Source organism: Elizabethkingia argenteiflava (assembly GCF_009904105.1).
GTDB lineage: Bacteria > Bacteroidota > Bacteroidia > Flavobacteriales > Weeksellaceae > Elizabethkingia > Elizabethkingia argenteiflava.
Genome location: NZ_JAAABJ010000142.1, coordinates 1 through 17246, shown reverse-complemented (window position 1 = coordinate 17246; position 17246 = coordinate 1). Strand labels below are relative to the sequence as shown.

The 17246-nt window shown below is 36.7% G+C and carries 18 protein-coding genes; all 18 read right to left on the bottom strand.

The window, feature by feature from the left end; genetic code table 11:
- Positions 1-132: 132 nt before the first annotated feature.
- On the bottom strand, positions 133-600 hold the full coding sequence (locus GNY06_RS01020) for a hypothetical protein (protein ID WP_166518410.1): 468 nt from the start codon (positions 598-600) through the stop codon (positions 133-135).
- 111 nt (positions 601-711) lie between these two features.
- Positions 712-2058, bottom strand: a complete 1347-nt coding sequence (locus tag GNY06_RS01015; protein ID WP_166518409.1) for a DUF5458 family protein — start codon at positions 2056-2058, stop codon at positions 712-714.
- A 17-nt stretch (positions 2059-2075) separates the two neighbouring features.
- Positions 2076-2528, bottom strand: coding sequence for a type VI secretion system contractile sheath small subunit (locus tag GNY06_RS01010; protein ID WP_244614323.1), 453 nt, complete (start codon positions 2526-2528; stop codon positions 2076-2078).
- 148 nt (positions 2529-2676) lie between these two features.
- Complete coding sequence (locus GNY06_RS01005; RefSeq protein ID WP_166518407.1) at positions 2677-3819, bottom strand: type VI secretion system baseplate subunit TssK; 1143 nt, start codon at positions 3817-3819, stop codon at positions 2677-2679.
- Between the two features lie 12 nt (positions 3820-3831).
- The gene (locus GNY06_RS01000) at positions 3832-4743 is read right to left on the bottom strand and encodes a TssN family type VI secretion system protein (RefSeq protein WP_166518406.1); all 912 of its coding nucleotides are present in this window, start codon (positions 4741-4743) and stop codon (positions 3832-3834) included.
- A gap of 32 nt (positions 4744-4775) precedes the next feature.
- Positions 4776-5720, bottom strand: a complete 945-nt coding sequence (locus tag GNY06_RS00995; RefSeq protein WP_166518405.1) for a type VI secretion system baseplate subunit TssG — start codon at positions 5718-5720, stop codon at positions 4776-4778.
- On the bottom strand, positions 5713-7596 hold the full coding sequence (locus tag GNY06_RS00990) for a type VI secretion system baseplate subunit TssF (RefSeq protein WP_166518404.1): 1884 nt from the start codon (positions 7594-7596) through the stop codon (positions 5713-5715). The genes GNY06_RS00995 and GNY06_RS00990 overlap by 8 nt, the downstream gene beginning before the upstream one ends.
- Positions 7597-7609: 13 nt before the next feature.
- Positions 7610-8053, bottom strand: coding sequence for a GPW/gp25 family protein (locus GNY06_RS00985; RefSeq protein WP_244614322.1), 444 nt, complete (start codon positions 8051-8053; stop codon positions 7610-7612).
- A complete protein-coding gene (locus tag GNY06_RS00980) occupies positions 8043-8918 on the bottom strand; it encodes a lytic transglycosylase domain-containing protein (protein ID WP_166518403.1) in 876 nt (291 codons plus the stop codon). Before GNY06_RS00980 ends, GNY06_RS00985 begins: the two co-directional genes overlap by 11 nt.
- Before the next feature lie 13 nt (positions 8919-8931).
- A complete protein-coding gene (locus GNY06_RS00975; protein ID WP_166518402.1) occupies positions 8932-11412 on the bottom strand; it encodes an ATP-dependent Clp protease ATP-binding subunit in 2481 nt (826 codons plus the stop codon).
- Between the two features lie 94 nt (positions 11413-11506).
- The gene (locus GNY06_RS00970) at positions 11507-11806 is read right to left on the bottom strand and encodes a DUF1493 family protein (protein WP_166518401.1); all 300 of its coding nucleotides are present in this window, start codon (positions 11804-11806) and stop codon (positions 11507-11509) included.
- A 143-nt stretch (positions 11807-11949) separates the two neighbouring features.
- Positions 11950-12087: a hypothetical protein gene (locus GNY06_RS00965; protein WP_166518400.1), complete on the bottom strand. Its 138-nt coding sequence runs from the start codon at positions 12085-12087 to the stop codon at positions 11950-11952.
- A gap of 29 nt (positions 12088-12116) precedes the next feature.
- Positions 12117-12377 carry a hypothetical protein gene (locus tag GNY06_RS00960; RefSeq protein WP_166518399.1) on the bottom strand — a complete coding sequence of 87 codons (261 nt, stop codon included), beginning with the start codon at positions 12375-12377 and terminating at the stop codon, positions 12117-12119.
- A gap of 2 nt (positions 12378-12379) precedes the next feature.
- Positions 12380-14731 carry a type VI secretion system protein TssR domain-containing protein gene (tssR, locus tag GNY06_RS00955; protein ID WP_166518398.1) on the bottom strand — a complete coding sequence of 784 codons (2352 nt, stop codon included), beginning with the start codon at positions 14729-14731 and terminating at the stop codon, positions 12380-12382.
- Positions 14728-15645, bottom strand: a complete 918-nt coding sequence (locus tag GNY06_RS00950; RefSeq protein ID WP_166518397.1) for a PKD domain-containing protein — start codon at positions 15643-15645, stop codon at positions 14728-14730. The genes tssR and GNY06_RS00950 overlap by 4 nt, the downstream gene beginning before the upstream one ends.
- A gap of 14 nt (positions 15646-15659) precedes the next feature.
- Positions 15660-16187 carry a type VI secretion system transmembrane protein TssO gene (locus GNY06_RS00945; protein ID WP_166518396.1) on the bottom strand — a complete coding sequence of 176 codons (528 nt, stop codon included), beginning with the start codon at positions 16185-16187 and terminating at the stop codon, positions 15660-15662.
- Positions 16188-16196: 9 nt separating this feature from the next.
- A complete protein-coding gene (gene tssO / locus GNY06_RS00940) occupies positions 16197-16703 on the bottom strand; it encodes a type VI secretion system TssO (protein ID WP_166518395.1) in 507 nt (168 codons plus the stop codon).
- Between the two features lie 90 nt (positions 16704-16793).
- Complete coding sequence (locus GNY06_RS13395; RefSeq protein ID WP_176589927.1) at positions 16794-17099, bottom strand: hypothetical protein; 306 nt, start codon at positions 17097-17099, stop codon at positions 16794-16796.
- Positions 17100-17246: the final 147 nt, after the last annotated feature.

Genomic DNA, 17246 nt, shown 5'->3' with positions numbered 1-17246 from the left:
CCATCATTTAATGTTTTTGATTGTTTGTATGGTTTTGATAATGACCAAAGTTATATACCCCGTATCATTTCTCCTAATTATTAGTAAACATATTTAAAAAGTGTAGTAATACTACGATAATTTTATGTTGTTTTAACGATTTAAAAAAGGAGCTTCATCTAGCCATTTGTATTGAATGTTTATATTTTTTTTTAACACTTTATACTGCTCAAGGGGAACTAAGAATATATAGGCTGAATCCTGTGATCTTTTGCCCTTGAAGAGTTGCTGTTCAGAGAGAAATAGAAGGGGAAATTTATGTTTACTCCTCTCCTCGGATTTTTCAAATTTTCCCCTATCAACCTTATAGAGATAAAAGTCTTTTACACCGCGCTTATTCGAGTGGTCGATTTGTTTGATCTCAGCGGTGCGTATTACCTGAGTACTCCTAGCAAAAGCTTGATCTAAAGATAATTTTCCCGTATTGTCATATACCAATAGGTCTTTTGGAAAAAGGTTGAAGCTTTGTATTTTCCCGCCGGTATTTTCCTCAGCATTTATAGTATTGGGTGCTTTGTCGCTACAACTGCATAAGCCGCTGCTTAGTATAAAACTACTCATGCTGAGTATTACCGGTATTAAATTTGAATAATGTTTCATAGGTGAGTAAACAGGAATATTTTATTAGCATCCTGCTCTTTAAATGAGACTAATATAGATGAGGCGTGGTGCTTATTCTTGCAGATATTCGGCATCCCACTCATTTCCGTCTTCTCCTTTGTGTCCGTCAAGCTTGATTACAAAAGATTTAGCCGGAAAATAGGGGGTGAGCCTTATGTCCAGCCAAACTCTGTCTTTTTGATGTTTGTCCTGTTCAAAACGTACAATCTTAAATTTTTCGATGAGTTTATCTGCTCCTTTTATGCTGTCTAAGAAACGTACGATTTGTTTTCTGAGATCATCTTCATTTTTTGCTGTCCAGTTTTCAAAGGCTCTTCTGTTTAGGAAGTCCAGTAAAACTTTGGTTACATAGTCAAATACGCGGACTACTGAATAGGTTTGCAGTCCGATATTGTCTCCTGTAAACAGTGTTTTAGCAGAGAAAGCCATAATCTTACCATATTCGTTTACCATGGGAACCAAACCCATTTTCTCTAGTTGGGAGATTTCGCTTTTCTTCAGTTCGAATTTTACGGCATTTACCTCATTGATGCTTCCGTGCTTTTTACCAGCAGCCACCTGCGACATTAATGTTTTGTGAATTTTACCCGCTAAAGAGGTGGAAGGGGGGAGGTAAATACTTTCTTCTTCGCCTACTTCTTCGGCTTTTCCTCTGCCTACTAACCAGTTGCAGGTCATGATGACATTGCTTCTGTGCAATTCTCCTCCTGTAAGATTGGCACTATGAAATAAGTCTACCACATCGTCGGGCTTGTCTAAATCGGCAAAATCGGTCACCAGTGTAACTTTGTTTTCATTACAGATTTTCGCCCATTTTTCGATCACTTTATTAGAACCTAAGTAGCCCGGAATGGCAAAAATGGAATAGTTGTCTCTTAAATCCAGCCTATCGAAGTATTGTTTAAATTCCGCAGCAATATGGTTGATAAAAACAGGGTTGTCCAAATCTTTTAACTGCTCTAAGGAAGCATTGATAATGTGTACATTGTCCACCTTGTCCAGTTCGGTATTTTTATAGAATTGGGCTACGGTTCTGTAAGATGTTTCCAACTCACGTGTTTGTTCCAAAGTGTTTTTTAGATTCTTTTTTAAGGTATGGGAGGCTGTATTGGCCTTAGATTTACAGGTCTCGACCATTTTATTAGTAGATTCGTTGGTCTGTAATAAATCAATCCATAGATTGATTTTTTTTAAGAGCTCTTTTCTTTCGGCTTCTTTATTGCTATCAGTGAGAAAGATTTGCTTTCTTGCTTTTCTTTCGGGATTCATATTGGCAATTCCATCCACAATAGATTCAACAAAGCTGAATCCACCCATTTTAGCCAATACATTAGGAGATTGCCCTGTGGCGGTATCTTGTTGCTTTTGTACTGTAGCGGCGTTTTGTGTTTTTGACATAATTTTGTTTTTTTAAATTAATTTTCCTTGTGATTTTCCAATTCTGTAGCGACTGTACGAAGCGCTTCTATAAACGCGGTTTTAGATGGTTCATCTGTCAGCATATTATTCAATACCTTATTGTTGCGTAACTGCCGGATAATGGTATTGTATTGCTCCTGCTCAACACTTAAGTTTTTAAGAAAGTCTGAGTTCTGGATTAGGTTTTTGGGCGTGAAGTCTCCAAGCTTGTTAAATGTAAACTCTTCGCTTACTGTTTCGCCCTCGGCGGTTTCGAGGTCCACCACTACGGATGGCCTGAAATGATGAAATACATCTTCTACCGTTTTTAGACCTTTTGTAATCTCAGGTGATACCGGTTCGTCGGTGGTTAATTTGCTCACCAGCAAAGTTTTGTTTTCCTGGATTTCCTGAATTGCTTCGTTGGCATCTACTTTTACTTCGTTACCACCAACACCATAATTGAACATTGTCATGATTTTTCGATTTTGTGATTGAACATTTATGTTATTAAATTTTTTTTTTTCTTTTTGTCGTATTTCAGGCGCGCCGCGTATCTTGTTTTTAACAAGCTGTATGAGTTTTTTAAAGCTTATCATATTTTTAGCGTTTTAATTTTTAATCCAAAAGGCTCCAGCCTTTTTTAATTTTGTTTGTCGGGGTAATATCCTGCTCATTGACAATAATATTTTCTTTTCGTTGCCCTATATAATCAAGGCTGCTGAGCTTACTGAAAATAATTTCAAGACTTTTTAGCAATCGTTGTATTTCGTGCAGGTGTTCTCCACAATTGTTATGGTTATAGTTGATTTCAGTAACTGCCGAAAGCTGGTTTAGGAGGGTATGGGGAGCTACATCACTCCATTCATAAGAATAGTTTAGCATTTCTTCCAGTTCTCCTTTTGCTAAAACCTGGGTGCTATAATAAATATGTAATGCCATACCCGAAAAGACCTCAATCATATATATAGGAGGTTGATGAGGCACGATATTCCTGTAATTGAAGTAAACATGAGCAATGTGATTGATCAATGAATGGCATAATGTTTTGACATTATTGGCCAAGACCGAATTTTGATTTGTGTTTATGGCTTTCTGAATAATTGTCAGCGCATACTGTTGTAAATTGCCCATAGATTTGGCAAATGAGTTATAATACGAAAGCAATGCAGGGTGGCTGTGAATATTGGTACATGGGGGAATGAAATTCTGATCCGCTTCCGCAATATCTCCCTTTATATTTACTTTGCCGATGATAATGTAGTTACCCCCAGTACTGGCTAGAGTAGATTCGGGGATTAGCTCAATCGTATATTTTGTATCTGTGAAGGGGTGTCGGGGAGGGATTTCGTCTGAATCAATATCCCCAAAAGGTACACGCTGGAAAGGATCGGATGAAACCAGTATGTAAAAAGATTCACCTATACCTTCCTCATGGCCCTCTGCGGATTTCATTAATGATTTAATGTTCGTCTTGTAATCGGATAGCGCTATACGATAACCAGCCAAGGTTAAAGCACTACAATGTTTTATAACCAATTGGACATCTTTTGTTGGAGAGCTGTAAACATCAAATATGGACTCTTCATTATTTTTTTCCATAGATATTGGCAGCAAACCGTAGTTAAAGCTATTACAACCTAAAGAATTAGAATCCCTGATTGTATCCTGTATAAAATTGTCGTGAGCCTTCAAATGTCTTTCGGAGACTTTCATTCCGTCTGCCCAGTTCACGGCATGATTTTTTATCGGTTGTATCATATTAATCAGTTTTTATTGAGTTTGCTTTAATGTTTTAATATTTTCTAATTCGTAGTTTATAACCCGTTTACAAATGATAGTAGTGCGCTCTGTTATATTGTTTTCTAGCATACTTTTATCAAAATCTACGAATTTTCTAAAGTGAAATATCGATTTTTTGGTATAAAAAATCCAGGAGTACGGCTCTTTTTCAGTGTTTTGTAATTGAATCGTATTATGGGGATATTTCCAGTTATAATCTATCATTACCCTATAAAACCAATCGCCAAAAGATATGCCTTCTGAAGGTGCTTTTGCATCAATACGTGATTTTTTCCCATTTTCAACAGTATTGCTCAGTTCAAGATTTAGCAACAGGAGGTTTTTAAATTCTATCTTCTCAAAATCAATTGTTTCGGCTTCCGAAGGTGTTTGCCAGGTTTTATAAATATCAAACGGAATATTGATATATTGGATATAGCAGTAATAGAAGGCCAATGGAATGATGAAAATAGAAATTGAAGTAGCGGCCATTACAGCATACCCCTTAAACGGGCTGATCCAGTTGAATATTAAAAAGAAAAGATAAGCACCGACCAGCATGCAAGTAATGGTGATTAGGCTCTCAAAAATAGAAAGAAATCCTAAAGGGACAGCAGGGTCATTAAAATACCGACTTACAAGGTTTACATGAAGAATGCCCAATAGCAGATAGATCAGCATGGAGAATAAATACCAATACGGATTAAAATTATTCCCCGAGAATCCTAAAAATCCGGGCAATGCCAAACATAATCCTGCAACCAGTACATAGACGATTAAGACTTTTCCTTTTATTTTAGGTGTTTTTTTCTTTAGATACCCAAGTGCTACCGCCAATATTATCACAATTAACGGAAGTAAAATGTATTTTAAAAAAATGCTTTTTATTTCAACTGTATTCATATTAAAAACTTGATCAATTAATTTTTTTTGGTCTATAAAAATGTGGAATACCCCAGCCTGCCGGTATCCTGATGTTCATCTAATACAAAAGATCTATCGTTTTTTTCGGTTACAAAATGTTCTTCCGCCTCAACCGTTGCGGGAAGACAATGTGCATACAAAATCCTGAGCAATTTTCTGAGGTCAGAATTGGGTACATACTTGGCAATATGCTGATAGGGGATTGTACCATAATGAATTGCCCAGTTGCGCTCCCCATTCATATGCTCTCCGCTTAATACCATTGAAATCCCCAACTGATAATTAGAAAGAGAAATGGCATCAGATGCCTCTTTAATATCATTTACATGGTTGGGTGTAAAACGAATTTGTACAGGAATTTGTAAAAATGCACTGAGGCATTTCTCAAGCCAATCTTTTCGTCCTCTTACGGTATGGAAAAAAGGCAGCATATAGATAAATATTTTAGCGGTATCTTTATCCAAGCGATTCAATAAGGGCCATAGCTCTTGGAATTTGGTTAGAAGTAGCTCTGCACTTTCTATAATCTCAAATTCATTCTCTTTAGCCAGGGCATTCATTTCCAGGAAGAAAAGCTCTAATTCGAATGGCTGGAAAAACTCTCTGGCAGATGCTTCAACTTTCTTTTGCCTGCGTATTTGAGCGATCATATCATCAATCCTACTTTTGTAACTGCCAAGTGATGGCGGATGAAATAGCCCTTCCGGTAAATAATCATATATTCCTTCTCTGAACGAAGTAATATGAACCACCATTTCATCTAAATCATAAACGTAGCTACTGATGGTATGAACGTCTTTATTGAAAGATCTGTTGTTACTGCCTAATCGTTTTAGATAGACTTTATCCACCTGATAATATTTCATCAGATTAAGCGCCATTACTTCTGCTTTGTAATCTGTATATAATGTATTGTGATGCTTGATCGTATCCGTAATGTCGTATATATTATTCATCGTTGAGCTCTTTTTTAATTTTTACAATATATTCTACTCCATCAATGCCCCTTGACATGATTTGATGTTTGAGGGCTACGGCTTGATGATCCCAGTATTTTTTACCCCAATAATGATAGTCATCGGGTATAATCTCGATTTCTATAGCCCTGATAAAGCCTTCCTTAGGCTTGCTGCTGATGATGGTTACCCTTCGCACCTCAACGGATTTCATGGGGTTTCTCAATACAAATTGGCAGTAGCTTTTAATATCTTCAATCGTGATCAGTCTGTCCCTTGTTGTCAATGCATATTTATAAGCCTCAACAGCGTTGCTCCCTTTTTGATCTTCATGACCGCCCAGTGTTTCCGTCAGAAGTGTCAGGTTTCTGAAAACACTGGAATGAGAGAGTTTTAGCATTGCCAGTTCACTTCCTGCCCGAATATTGTTTGCCAATTCACAATGGCTTACCCAGTAGTCGGCTTTTATATTGTTTACATCAGCAATTAAATCAACAATAACATAATTAAGTTGATGGACTTCACTTTGTTTTATACTGTTGACTTTCTTTTCCAAAAGCTTCATTTGCGTTGTCATGTTTGTCAATACATTCGAAACTTCGTCTTTTTCAAGTATGCCAAATGCGGCTACCTCATCTCTTGTCAATTCGAGCAAATTCGAGATCATATCCACGGCATTTCGTGTGGTAAAGCGTTCCATCCCTCCTGACCGGACTGTATAAAGCCCTCTCCTTAACTCAGCAGATTCAGAAAATGGGATTTCACTATATTGGTTTCCATGGTCGTCGATAACATTTTCTACATATAAAAAGTGTTCCCCTACATTTGTGGCGAGTGGAATGTTGTTTCCCATGATGTCTAATGAGCTTTCATTGCTTCTCCAACCCCGGTTGTAAACTGGAAATGCATTTAATAGAAAAGAGAAATTTTCCAAGATCTCTGCTGAATATTGAGGCGGGAAATCAATATCTAACCAGATGTATTTTTTTTGTGATAAATGCTTTTTTACCGCCGTATTATTAGTAAAAGGTATTAAATCGTCTGGAATACCTTCTTCAATAATGGCTTTTTTAATACCCGAAACTTCAATAAATTTTTCTTTGTAGATATTTTTGATGTTTTCTTCAATCTTTGTATGTATATTTTGCGCATTAAAGATCTCTTCATAACCAGAGACTTCCAAGGTGCCTGCATAAGTCAATCCTGAACTTACTGGGAGCTCATTATCGTGATTTTTAATGTTTACAAATGCTAATAGTTTAAAAACAAAATCAATGTGCTCAAATGTCGGATTTGTACAGTAGAAGCTAAGCTTGTCCGGGAGTTCTTCGTTAGTGTACATAGATACATCAATCCCCATTTTTACTCTATTATAAGCCAGCGGATTATTGTTGGTGAGGGCGATAGGAATTTTATTGTAGTTTCTATCAAGAGTAAAGAAGGTATTGCCCATCCATAAAACATCTACATGCATCTTGGTTAATACCATATTTCCGACAGGCGTAAAGGGGATATCAATTTGAATGTCAGATGCCGTTTTTGATGAAGATGAAAATTGTCTTTCTATAACAAACTCACTGTTTGCAGGCAATATTTCTATTGACTCGAGAGGTAATGTTGTCCCGATGGCATGTGCTGGCTGAGGATGTGTATATACGGAAGGGGTTAAGATCTTTGCCAATCGCTCCAGTATGCGCTGCTCAGTAGAATGTACTTCAATATTAGCCCTAAATAGTTCAGCGCTAAATGCTTCTATCAATAACCGGACAAAAGGATCTATGGAGCTGGTGTTTTTTAGTCCCCATATTTTTGCAGCATTCTGCAACATGCGAGCCTTTATTGATTCTTTTGAGTGTACATTTATTTTTTCATTCATAACATTTCTTTTTTTAATCAACAGACATCGGACTCAAAAATAATTCTGTTACAAAACTGAAAGTTTCTCCAGTTTCCGTTAGTTTGGCATTAATGGCAATTTTTGCTTTCTTTTTAATTTCACTGAATCTTTTTGTCTCATAAGAATGTTCCACGTATTCAATATGAACCTCTATTTTAGGGGCATATATTCTCGGCTCATATTTTTTAATCTGCTCTTGCATGCTTTCAATAAATACAAATTCCCATTCTACGGTGGTAATGGCATTTTCAAACTCTATATCCCATACCGCATTGCCATAGTCAAAATCAAATCTGTTCTCTCTTTTTTTTGTGATTATCAAGAGCATGAGATTATGTGCTATGCTTTCTGCCATACTACACATTTGCATAGAACTGTCTTCCCGCATCAAGCTTTCGGGGTCAAATGGCATTTTATAGTTTTTTTTAATCATCATCTACACTTGTTTGCAATGAACGATTCAGTATGATGTTTTTCAGCAATAAAAAGTCAGGCATCTTATCTATTGGCAAATAAAGCATGGCGATACCGCTTTTTATAAGTTCGTTTTCAATGGAAGGGTTCCATTGATCCAAATCGGCACGTGTTATATGCATTTCTTTTGCAATGATATTCAGGTTGTAGGCGGTGTTAATCTCTGTTGAAGCCAGTGCGGGATTCTTTTTCTGTTTATCCGGTTTGTTTTCAGGTTTAGGATTGGGCTTAAACCCGGATATTTTATAGTCGGTTATTATAAAATCCAATTCATGGGTAACAGAGCATACCTCCATAAACTTGTGAACATGATGTATTGTTTCTGCTGGGAGATAGACATAAAACTTTTCATACCTGTCAGATTTTGCTTTATCCATGGCTTTCTTTATATTCCCTTCACCGCAATTATAGGCTGCAACAACGCTAAGCCAGTTTTTATATTTTGCGTACAGATTTTTCAGAGATTTCATAGCCGTCAGGGTGCTGTGGTAAACATCAAAACGGTCTTCGCTTTTTAATCCATATCGGGCAGCGTGTGCTTCCATAAATTGCCACATTCCACCTGCCCTGGCAGAGGAAACAATATTTTTATTAAATCCCGATTCTATTAAAGAGAGATTTCTAAGCACTTTGGGTAAGCCGTTTTGTAATAAGGTATTTTCAATAAATGCCACGACAGTTTTATTCTGAAGGAGAAGGGCTTGGTAGGCTTGTTTCCGCTCTTTTGAAACCTTTACCACACCAGGAAATTCCTGTGGGTATGCCTTTCCGCAAAACAGGGAGAAGAAGAAACCTAATAGTAAACCATATGCCACATTAAACATCATTGAGTGCTATTTTTTAATTTATATTCCAACTTATTTTCTGGTCTTCGTTATTCCAAGATACCGATATGCTTTGCCCGCTTTTCACCTCTTCCGATACGATTTTTTTTGAGATAGGTCTTGCGAGTTGAGAGCGGATAACCCCACCGATTTGTCGTGCACCATATTTACTGCTAAACCCTGTAATTGCCAGATGGTGAGAAGCTGCCTCACTAATGGAAAAATCTATACCCAAACGCAAAAGAGAATGTTGTAAGGATTGCAGTTGTATTTTAAAAATTTTTTCCGCCATTTGCTCGGATATGGGCGCAAAGGGAATGATTTCCGTAATCCTTGCCAGAAATTCTGGACGAAAATGACCTGTCATAATCTGCATTAGGTCCGAGGAAGAAGGGATGATATTCTGCTCGAATTTTTCAACAATAGTGGGGCTTCCAATATTAGAGGTAAATAAGATAAGAGCATTACTAAAATCTCCCTCTTTACCTAATTTATCATGAATTTTCCCTTCGTCCATTATTTGCAGGAATACATCAAAAACAGATGGATGTGCTTTTTCTATCTCATCGAATAAAACAACGGCGTAGGGTTGCTGGCGAATTTTATTCACCAACATGCCCCCTTCTTCATATCCTATATATCCCGGAGGTGCACCATATAATAAAGCGGCAGAATGTTCTTCTTTAAACTCCGACATATCAAACCTTATCATGGCTTTTTCGTCGTTAAACAAGAATTCCGCTATTGATTTCGCCAATTCCGTTTTACCTGTTCCAGTGGGGCCTAATAAAAAGAATGAACCAATCGGTTGCCCCGGTTTGTTTAAGCCGCTGCGATTCTCTATAATCGCATCCGAAAGAATCTTTAAAGCGTGATCTTGCCCTACTACCCGTTTTAAAAGGAGGGACTCCATATTCAGTAATTTTTCCTTTTCCTGGGCCTGAATCTTGCCAATTGGGATATTGGTTTTCGCAGCCATTACCGCCGCTAGTTCCAACTTGCTAACCTTTTCTCTTTTTATATCGGCATAACTAAGCAATTCTGTATAAACGTCTTGGATAAGATTTTGAATTTCTTCTACAGATGATGTATTGTCTATTTCGGGTTGTTCTTTAAGCGAACCCCAAAGTATTGAGCTGATCCTGTTTTGGAGCTGTCCGTACATCCATTCCAGTTCTTTTATTTTTTCTTTGTCATTCTCGTATGTTGCTGCCATTTTAAGGTCGTATTCCTCTTTCCATTTGGCAAGTTCCTTTGTCGAGAGTTCATCGAGCATCTTTATGGCAGCCATAGTGCGGTCGAGTAAATCAATAGCTGCATCCGGCAATTTTTTACCCTTGGCATATCTTTTTGCAAGACGTACACATTCGGGCAATGCTTCTTTTTCCACTTCAATCCCATGGTATGATCTATAGTGGTCTAATAGCACACTGATCATCTTTATACAGGTATCTGTATCAGGTTCCTCAATTGGCAATACCTCAAAACGTCTGTTGAAAGCTTGTTCCGGTTCTATGATTTTTCGGTATTCTTCGTGAGTAGTAGCCCCAATTACGGTTATTTCTCCTCTTGCAAGCTCAGGCTTAATGAGGTTGGCCACATTGCCGCCATTGCCTTTGTTATCGAGCAAAATATGTATTTCATCTATAAACAAAATAGCCTTGTCCAGTTTTTTACATTCTGTAATCACTTTTTTTAACCTGTCCTCGATTTCGCCTTTATATGCGGTACCCGCAAATAATAAGTTTGTATCCAGTTCCAGCAGAATGGCATTATTCAGCATTGCGGGAACGTTCTCCTTTACCATTTCATATGCCAGTCCTTCTACCAAAGCGGTTTTACCTACTCCCGGTTCTCCGACAATAATCACATTGGGTTTGCTTCTGCGGCACAGTACTTCGATGAGGTTACGGGTTTCTTTCTCCCGGCCAATAATAGCATCCAGCTTACCTGCTCTTGCCTGTGCGGTTTTATCAATACAATAGCTTTGTATGGCGGGAAATGATAAACTTCCGTTGTCTGTTCCCCTGCTGGCAATATCTGAAATATCCGGTGTAAAGGTGGGGTGGGCACTGCTAAAAGCGCTGAATATTTCATACTCTTTGAGCGGTAGTGACTTTAACTGCTCTGCCGAAAAAGCAATACCCGGCTTTACAATAGCAGCCATCATACATATAGGGGTTATCTCATCCAAACCTAGCTTTAAACGAACATCATCGGCGGCTTCTGTTATTTGCGCTACAATATCGTCCTGTTCCACTATAGATGGAAATTCTGTGGCCTTTGGATAATCCTCTATACGTACGTCTGCCCAATCGTGAATATAATTGACATCTTTATCAATATTTTCCAGAAAGCCTCTCAAATCAATTTCACGGTGCACCAATGCCTGGAGCAAATGTGGAGCTCCGTATCGCTTATTATAATTTTCTTTTGCGATAGATTGGGCAATATGAAAGAGTTGCTTTATTGTTTCGTTGGTAATGATTATGTTCATATTGTTTTTGTTTTTCTAATGCGATTTTTGATGAATCGTTATGTGGGTTATCATGCTCAAATAACAATGCCTATCTCCAGATTTGTTGTTTTTATTAATTCAATACCCCTTTTTTTATGGCCTCTTCTAAATCAGAAACGAATAGGGGTAATCGCTTTTTTTCCAGTCCTGCCTTCCAACCGATAAAGCCCGTGATGGCATCCATTTCTGGTTTAAAGTATTTATGGAATTCAAAATGACTTATATCGACGTTAAAGGATTTCGAAAAATCCAGGATAAACTCAAAGGCTTCTTCACCATACAATCCCAAGTCTTGATTGACAGAAGTGTCCTGTGAGATTTTATCTTTCTCTATCATTAGGCACTTACAGATAAATGCTTTTAAATCGTTCATTATTTTAGTATTTTGTTACCATGCTCCGCTTGTTCCTCCTCCTCCGAAAGAATCACCGCTACCAAAACCCCCAAAAAAATCTGTTTTTTTTCATCCTGTAATATCTCCACAACAGACTCAACAATATCGATGACCAGTAATCCTCAACCCACATAAGGTACAGCTCTGCCCATTGCTCTTCCCAATATTTTAGTACTTAATATTCTTACAGGCATAGCCTGTGGGAGAGCTTTTGATAAATATTTTGAGGCTATTGATGTTCCTATAGCAGAACCTTTCATTATGAATCTCTTTTTTAATATAGGTTGTCCTAGAAAAACCATTGTACCCCTAATAATAATTTATTAAAATTGTTTTTATCTGTATTGTTCACAACATTTATAGTGACATCTATTTTGTTCTTATAGTGATGATCGAATGAGTGAAAACTGGATTTTAGAAATTGATTCTGAATGTATTTCTTTAATTCGATGTCTGGCTGATATACACTTGAATTAGAAATTTTGAGCTCGGGTTCTTTTCTTGCGTTTTCAATGATTGATAATAGTTTTTTGTCTAAAAAGTAGTGCATCGCTAATTGTTTTTTATTATCGGAATATAATCGTGATTCAGCCAATAAAATACCTGTCCTTCATGATCTATTCTGATGAGAGCATCTCCTTTCGATATTCCAAGTCTGGCCGCAATATCTCTGTATTGCTCGAAGTATTTCAATACTGATGCTGAACTCAATTTTTTATTTTTAATCCATTCTTTAGGGGTCATATTCATTAAGGAATTCCCACTTATCGAAAAACCAGTTGTGAATTTGATCAATTCACTCACCGGCATATTTTTCAGCTTCCTTCTTTTGATTCTTTCCAATCTTGGATTATGCTCAGAAACAACTTTCAAGTATGTTCTTAGCCCTTTTCTTTTGCTGAATTTATCTTTTGAAAGCACCTCTTTATAAACATGGGTATAAAAACTGCGTAATTGTTCATATTCTTGTTCGTTTAGTAATATTCCTTGTTCTATTTGGCTTGGCAGTCTCGAATTCTGCACTCCTCTAAACTGACCTTCTATTAAAAAAGAGGTATTATGGTTCAATACTGAAGCGGCCACCTGTGTCGGAATTAATTGGTCTGTCAAAGGAAATAGATGATGATAAGGTGCTGCCAAGCTTGTATGATTAACTCCGATCTCAGAACGAAAATATTTGGTCAGCATACTGTCAATTTGTTTGTTGTCTTTTGTTACCTGTACCAGCAGAGTATCGATTGCGGATTTTAATACACCTGCAGGCATGGTTTCTCCTTTCCTTGGAAACAATACAAAACCCTGTGTCATACTCTGGCGTGGAAAATCCAAGAAGTATATGCCATTTTCTCCTTTGCTCAGACTGTAACTATTATTTATTAACAGATCATTCTGATTGACTATTTTTTCTTTTTTCCGTTCAGCAATATTTTTGGCACTATTCACAACCGCTTTTTCGCCGAGTAAAACAAAGTCATTATAAGCATCTGCCGATTTGGATTGGGTTTGGAAAAAGACCGTTTTTGCATTGGCACGGCTAAGAGCATTAATTGCAATCTGGCTTTGACTGCTTTCGTCAGCAGTAGTTCCTATTAAAATGATAATATTGGTTTCATTTTCTGCACCATACAGCATTTGTGCAGCAGATAATAATCCTTTATCAACCGGTTGGATAATGGCTGTATCACTACAGGTTAATTGTTCTATTTTCTGTTCAAAAAAGAGAGCGATATCTCTGTAGTTGGTGCTTAGAAAAGAGCGTAACGGACGGATTCCACAACTGTTTTGTTTATAAACAACACCACCAAATTTTATGGAGGTAAAATAGTCAGGATGCATGAAGTTTAACTGTAATTCCTGTAATAAGGATTTAACAATGGGGATATATAGTTTGTTATTTTTGCTTACATCCAACACAAAAATAAGGTTGAGCTTTTGGTTATCTGATAAGATTTTTTTGTATCTTTTATAGTAAATAGGATTTCCTAAAACATTGTAAATCTTATTTTTATCGTAGTCGAAGGTATTGGTAAAAAACTTAATCCGGTTATGGTCTATTTTAGGATAGACGCTTTCTATCCCGTTTCTGTTAACCAGTTCTTGCGGGCTCACTGCAAATTGGTGAATTAGTGTATCTTCTACTCCAATACCTACACGTGCAGAATCTTTTACCAATTTTAGGGAAGAGCGTTCTCCCCACGAGGACAGCATATTCTTGCTTACCCAACCGTAGATGTTACTCTGGATACTATCTGCTATTAATCCTTGTTCTTTTCCTATTAGCGCCCTGCTTTTGTCTTCAGAATATTTATAGACGTACACCAAACTGCCAATCTTGACTTTCTTTTTTGCTTTGCTGATCAGGTCGGGATCTGAAAATACCATAATAGAATCATGATCAATATATTTTTCTGAATACCTGATTACATCCGAATCATTTATAACAATAGTGGCTTTAGCAACAAATCCGGTTTTAGAGTTTTTCAAGCTGTTGTTCCAGAGTAACAAACGTTCTTCGGGTATCCATCCCAAAACTTTCAGCCCTTTTGATTTAGGGAGTTTGCCGTCATTTATTAAAGCTTCTTTATATTCGGCTACTTTGTACATTCCCTTATTCTCGTTTAGAACAATAAAGGGAGTGAGGAATGAAGCATCTTTATACATGGCGGAAGCATCTTCTTTTTCTGTTGGGTTGATCCTGTTATTGGAACGGTCGGAAAAAACTACCCAGGGTTGCTTTTGTTTGGGAAATCCGTTTATGTATTTTATATGCTCTACCATTGTATAAGCGCCTGGGGGAGGTGTGTATTTTACTTTTTGTAAGGAACAACCTGCCAAAAGTACCGATACCAGTAGAAGCACTGTGTTGTTCAGAAATGACCTATATATTTTATTCGCTATACTCATTTGCCTTGTATTATATCCACTTTGGTTACGCAATTCATCTCCCCATCAAAACTGACCTTTACACTGTGAATGATATTGTTCTTATCAAACTGTAATCCTGCGCAGTAATAGTAAAATGTATTGATTTTGCTTGTATTGACTTTTATCGGCGCATTCTCGTTTTTACACAAATACTTGTTCAATAGGTAATTATAGTGTTGATTGAAACTAGAACCGTTGGCTATTTGCTGTAAGTGATACTTGAAATCATCATCAATCTTTTGATATATATTATCTATAGATATTGAGTCGTTGATTAATTTAAATGAAGGCAAAATTTTAATTTTTTGAGTGATAGGATATTCTGTTTCATCGGTATAAAGACTCACCACATAATCTCCAGGCTTTTGGTAGGCATAGATAACCATTTGTTCTTTGGAATCAATGCTACCACTTTCTCCAAATTTCCAGCTGAATAACTTTGCATTTTTAGATTTTGCCCTAAAAATTACATTTTCAAACTGCATGGCCTGAGCAGGCGCTTCAATACTGGTAATAGAATCTTTGATGTTGGCCTTTGGTTTGTCTAAAACCTGAATGGAAAATACTTTTTTATATTTCCCATTTAGGGTAAGCATGACTTGATAATAGCCTGGTTTTTTATAAAAATAGTATCCACTATCATTCACAGAGATATTTCCATCGCCGAAGTTCCATTCTTTAATGGCCGCAAATGCAGATTTATCCGCATAGAATAAAGTATCCCCAATGGACAAGGTGGTAGGAGAGACTTTAGCGTCAATGTCGGCTACGGTATGAAAAAAATTCTTTTGCAGCCATATGCCTATTAAAACAATGGCTATTAGAATACTGACTACAATAAAAATGACTTTTACAGTATTCTTTTTTTTATATTCTTCTTTATTCTTTTCCATTCATTAAATATGTTTTATCGGGAGCTTCTTGAAAGAATAGCATTTCTTTTTTGGGAGAGTTGTTGTTCTTTATCTTTGAATCCAATAGAACATTCTTCAAATTCTTTTTGAAAAAGCTTTATATTTTCTGCTTTTTTTGCGGCTATTTTCTTGTCTTCAAAGTACATTTTATAGAATTGGGCAATCTGGAGATAACCTTCTTTTCGGGTATCGTATATATTGATGTTTTCAAAGCAATTGGCCACCTCATTAATGCTATTTTTAATATCATTTTCGGCAAAAGGTTGAGGGGTCTCCTGCTTAAGAATGCTTATTTTTTTATAAGAGGCACTCAGTAGGGGGGCTACAATTAGTTGCTGTTGGGCAAATTTATTTTTTTGTTCTAACATCTGTATTCCCAGCAGGTCCGTTTTGGAAAACGGAGAATCGAAATTTCGCAGTATTATAATCACAAATACAAGTCCAGCCAGAATAGACATACCTAATAAGTACGTAAACAGATGTCGCTTTTCACGTGTTGATAGCGAAGAGTGTATTTCCATAAAGTAAATTTATTTTGAACGAAATCCTCTAGTAGGATCTTTGGAGAGTTCGTTAGAGACTTTGGTGATTTTACCCGTGCATTCATTTAAATCCTGCAAAGCGAGGCGTTCCTTGTCAGAGATTACAATAATTTCATTTTTTAATGCAAGAATCGAATCCAATCGGTTGAGTAAAAAAGAATAATGTTTGAATGCCTGAGCGCTATCAGCTCCTATAATATCTCTGGTTTGTTGTATATTTTGGGAGATGTAATTTCCCAAGAATACATCGTTTTTGACCCTGCCTGTATTGAGCAGTGACATTTGATAGTAAAGGGTATCAATTTTTAATTTTAAAGCCTGTTGTTTATTGAGAATTTGCTTATAGGCTATAATATCGTTCTGGATATGATTGCGCTGAACAGCATAACTCTTGAAAAACAGATAAACGGATAAAAATATCAGTAAGGAAAGTACAGTAAAGTGGGCGAGGAATTTAATAAATTCTTTTCTTTGGTCTGACCCATTTTTTTTCATTAAGTTTTTTTTCATCATATTTATAGATTTGTTCCTTATAATTGTGTTTTTTAGGTTAAAAAAGGTCTTTAGCTATGAACTTGTTTAAACTTATAGTTTTCTGAGGAATAAAATAACAAGAGCAATATAATGCAAATAATTCCAAGTTATTACAGAAGTTTCAAAATAATAATAGTTCTTGGCTGTTTTATTATTCCTGAGATTGGTTTTAATATTGGCGATTATTTTTTCTTTTTCTAACATGTGTCTTAAATTCTCACTGTCAAATCCTGCATCAGCATTGAGAAACAATCCTTTATGATCTATTTCTGCTTCGCTTAGAAGTGACAGGATTTCTTTCAAACTACCTTCTATTTCGTATAAATCGTGATGATACCCACTTTTTGGACTTCCCATTGACAACATCTATCCCCGGTTATCACACAGAAAAATGCTGTTGGTGGTTTTTGCCTTTTTTCTACCCTGATAGCCTAGCTTTTCACCTCCCATTCGGCTTGGGGTGTGGCTGCCGTCCAACTGAACGCTTGACATATCCAATTTTCT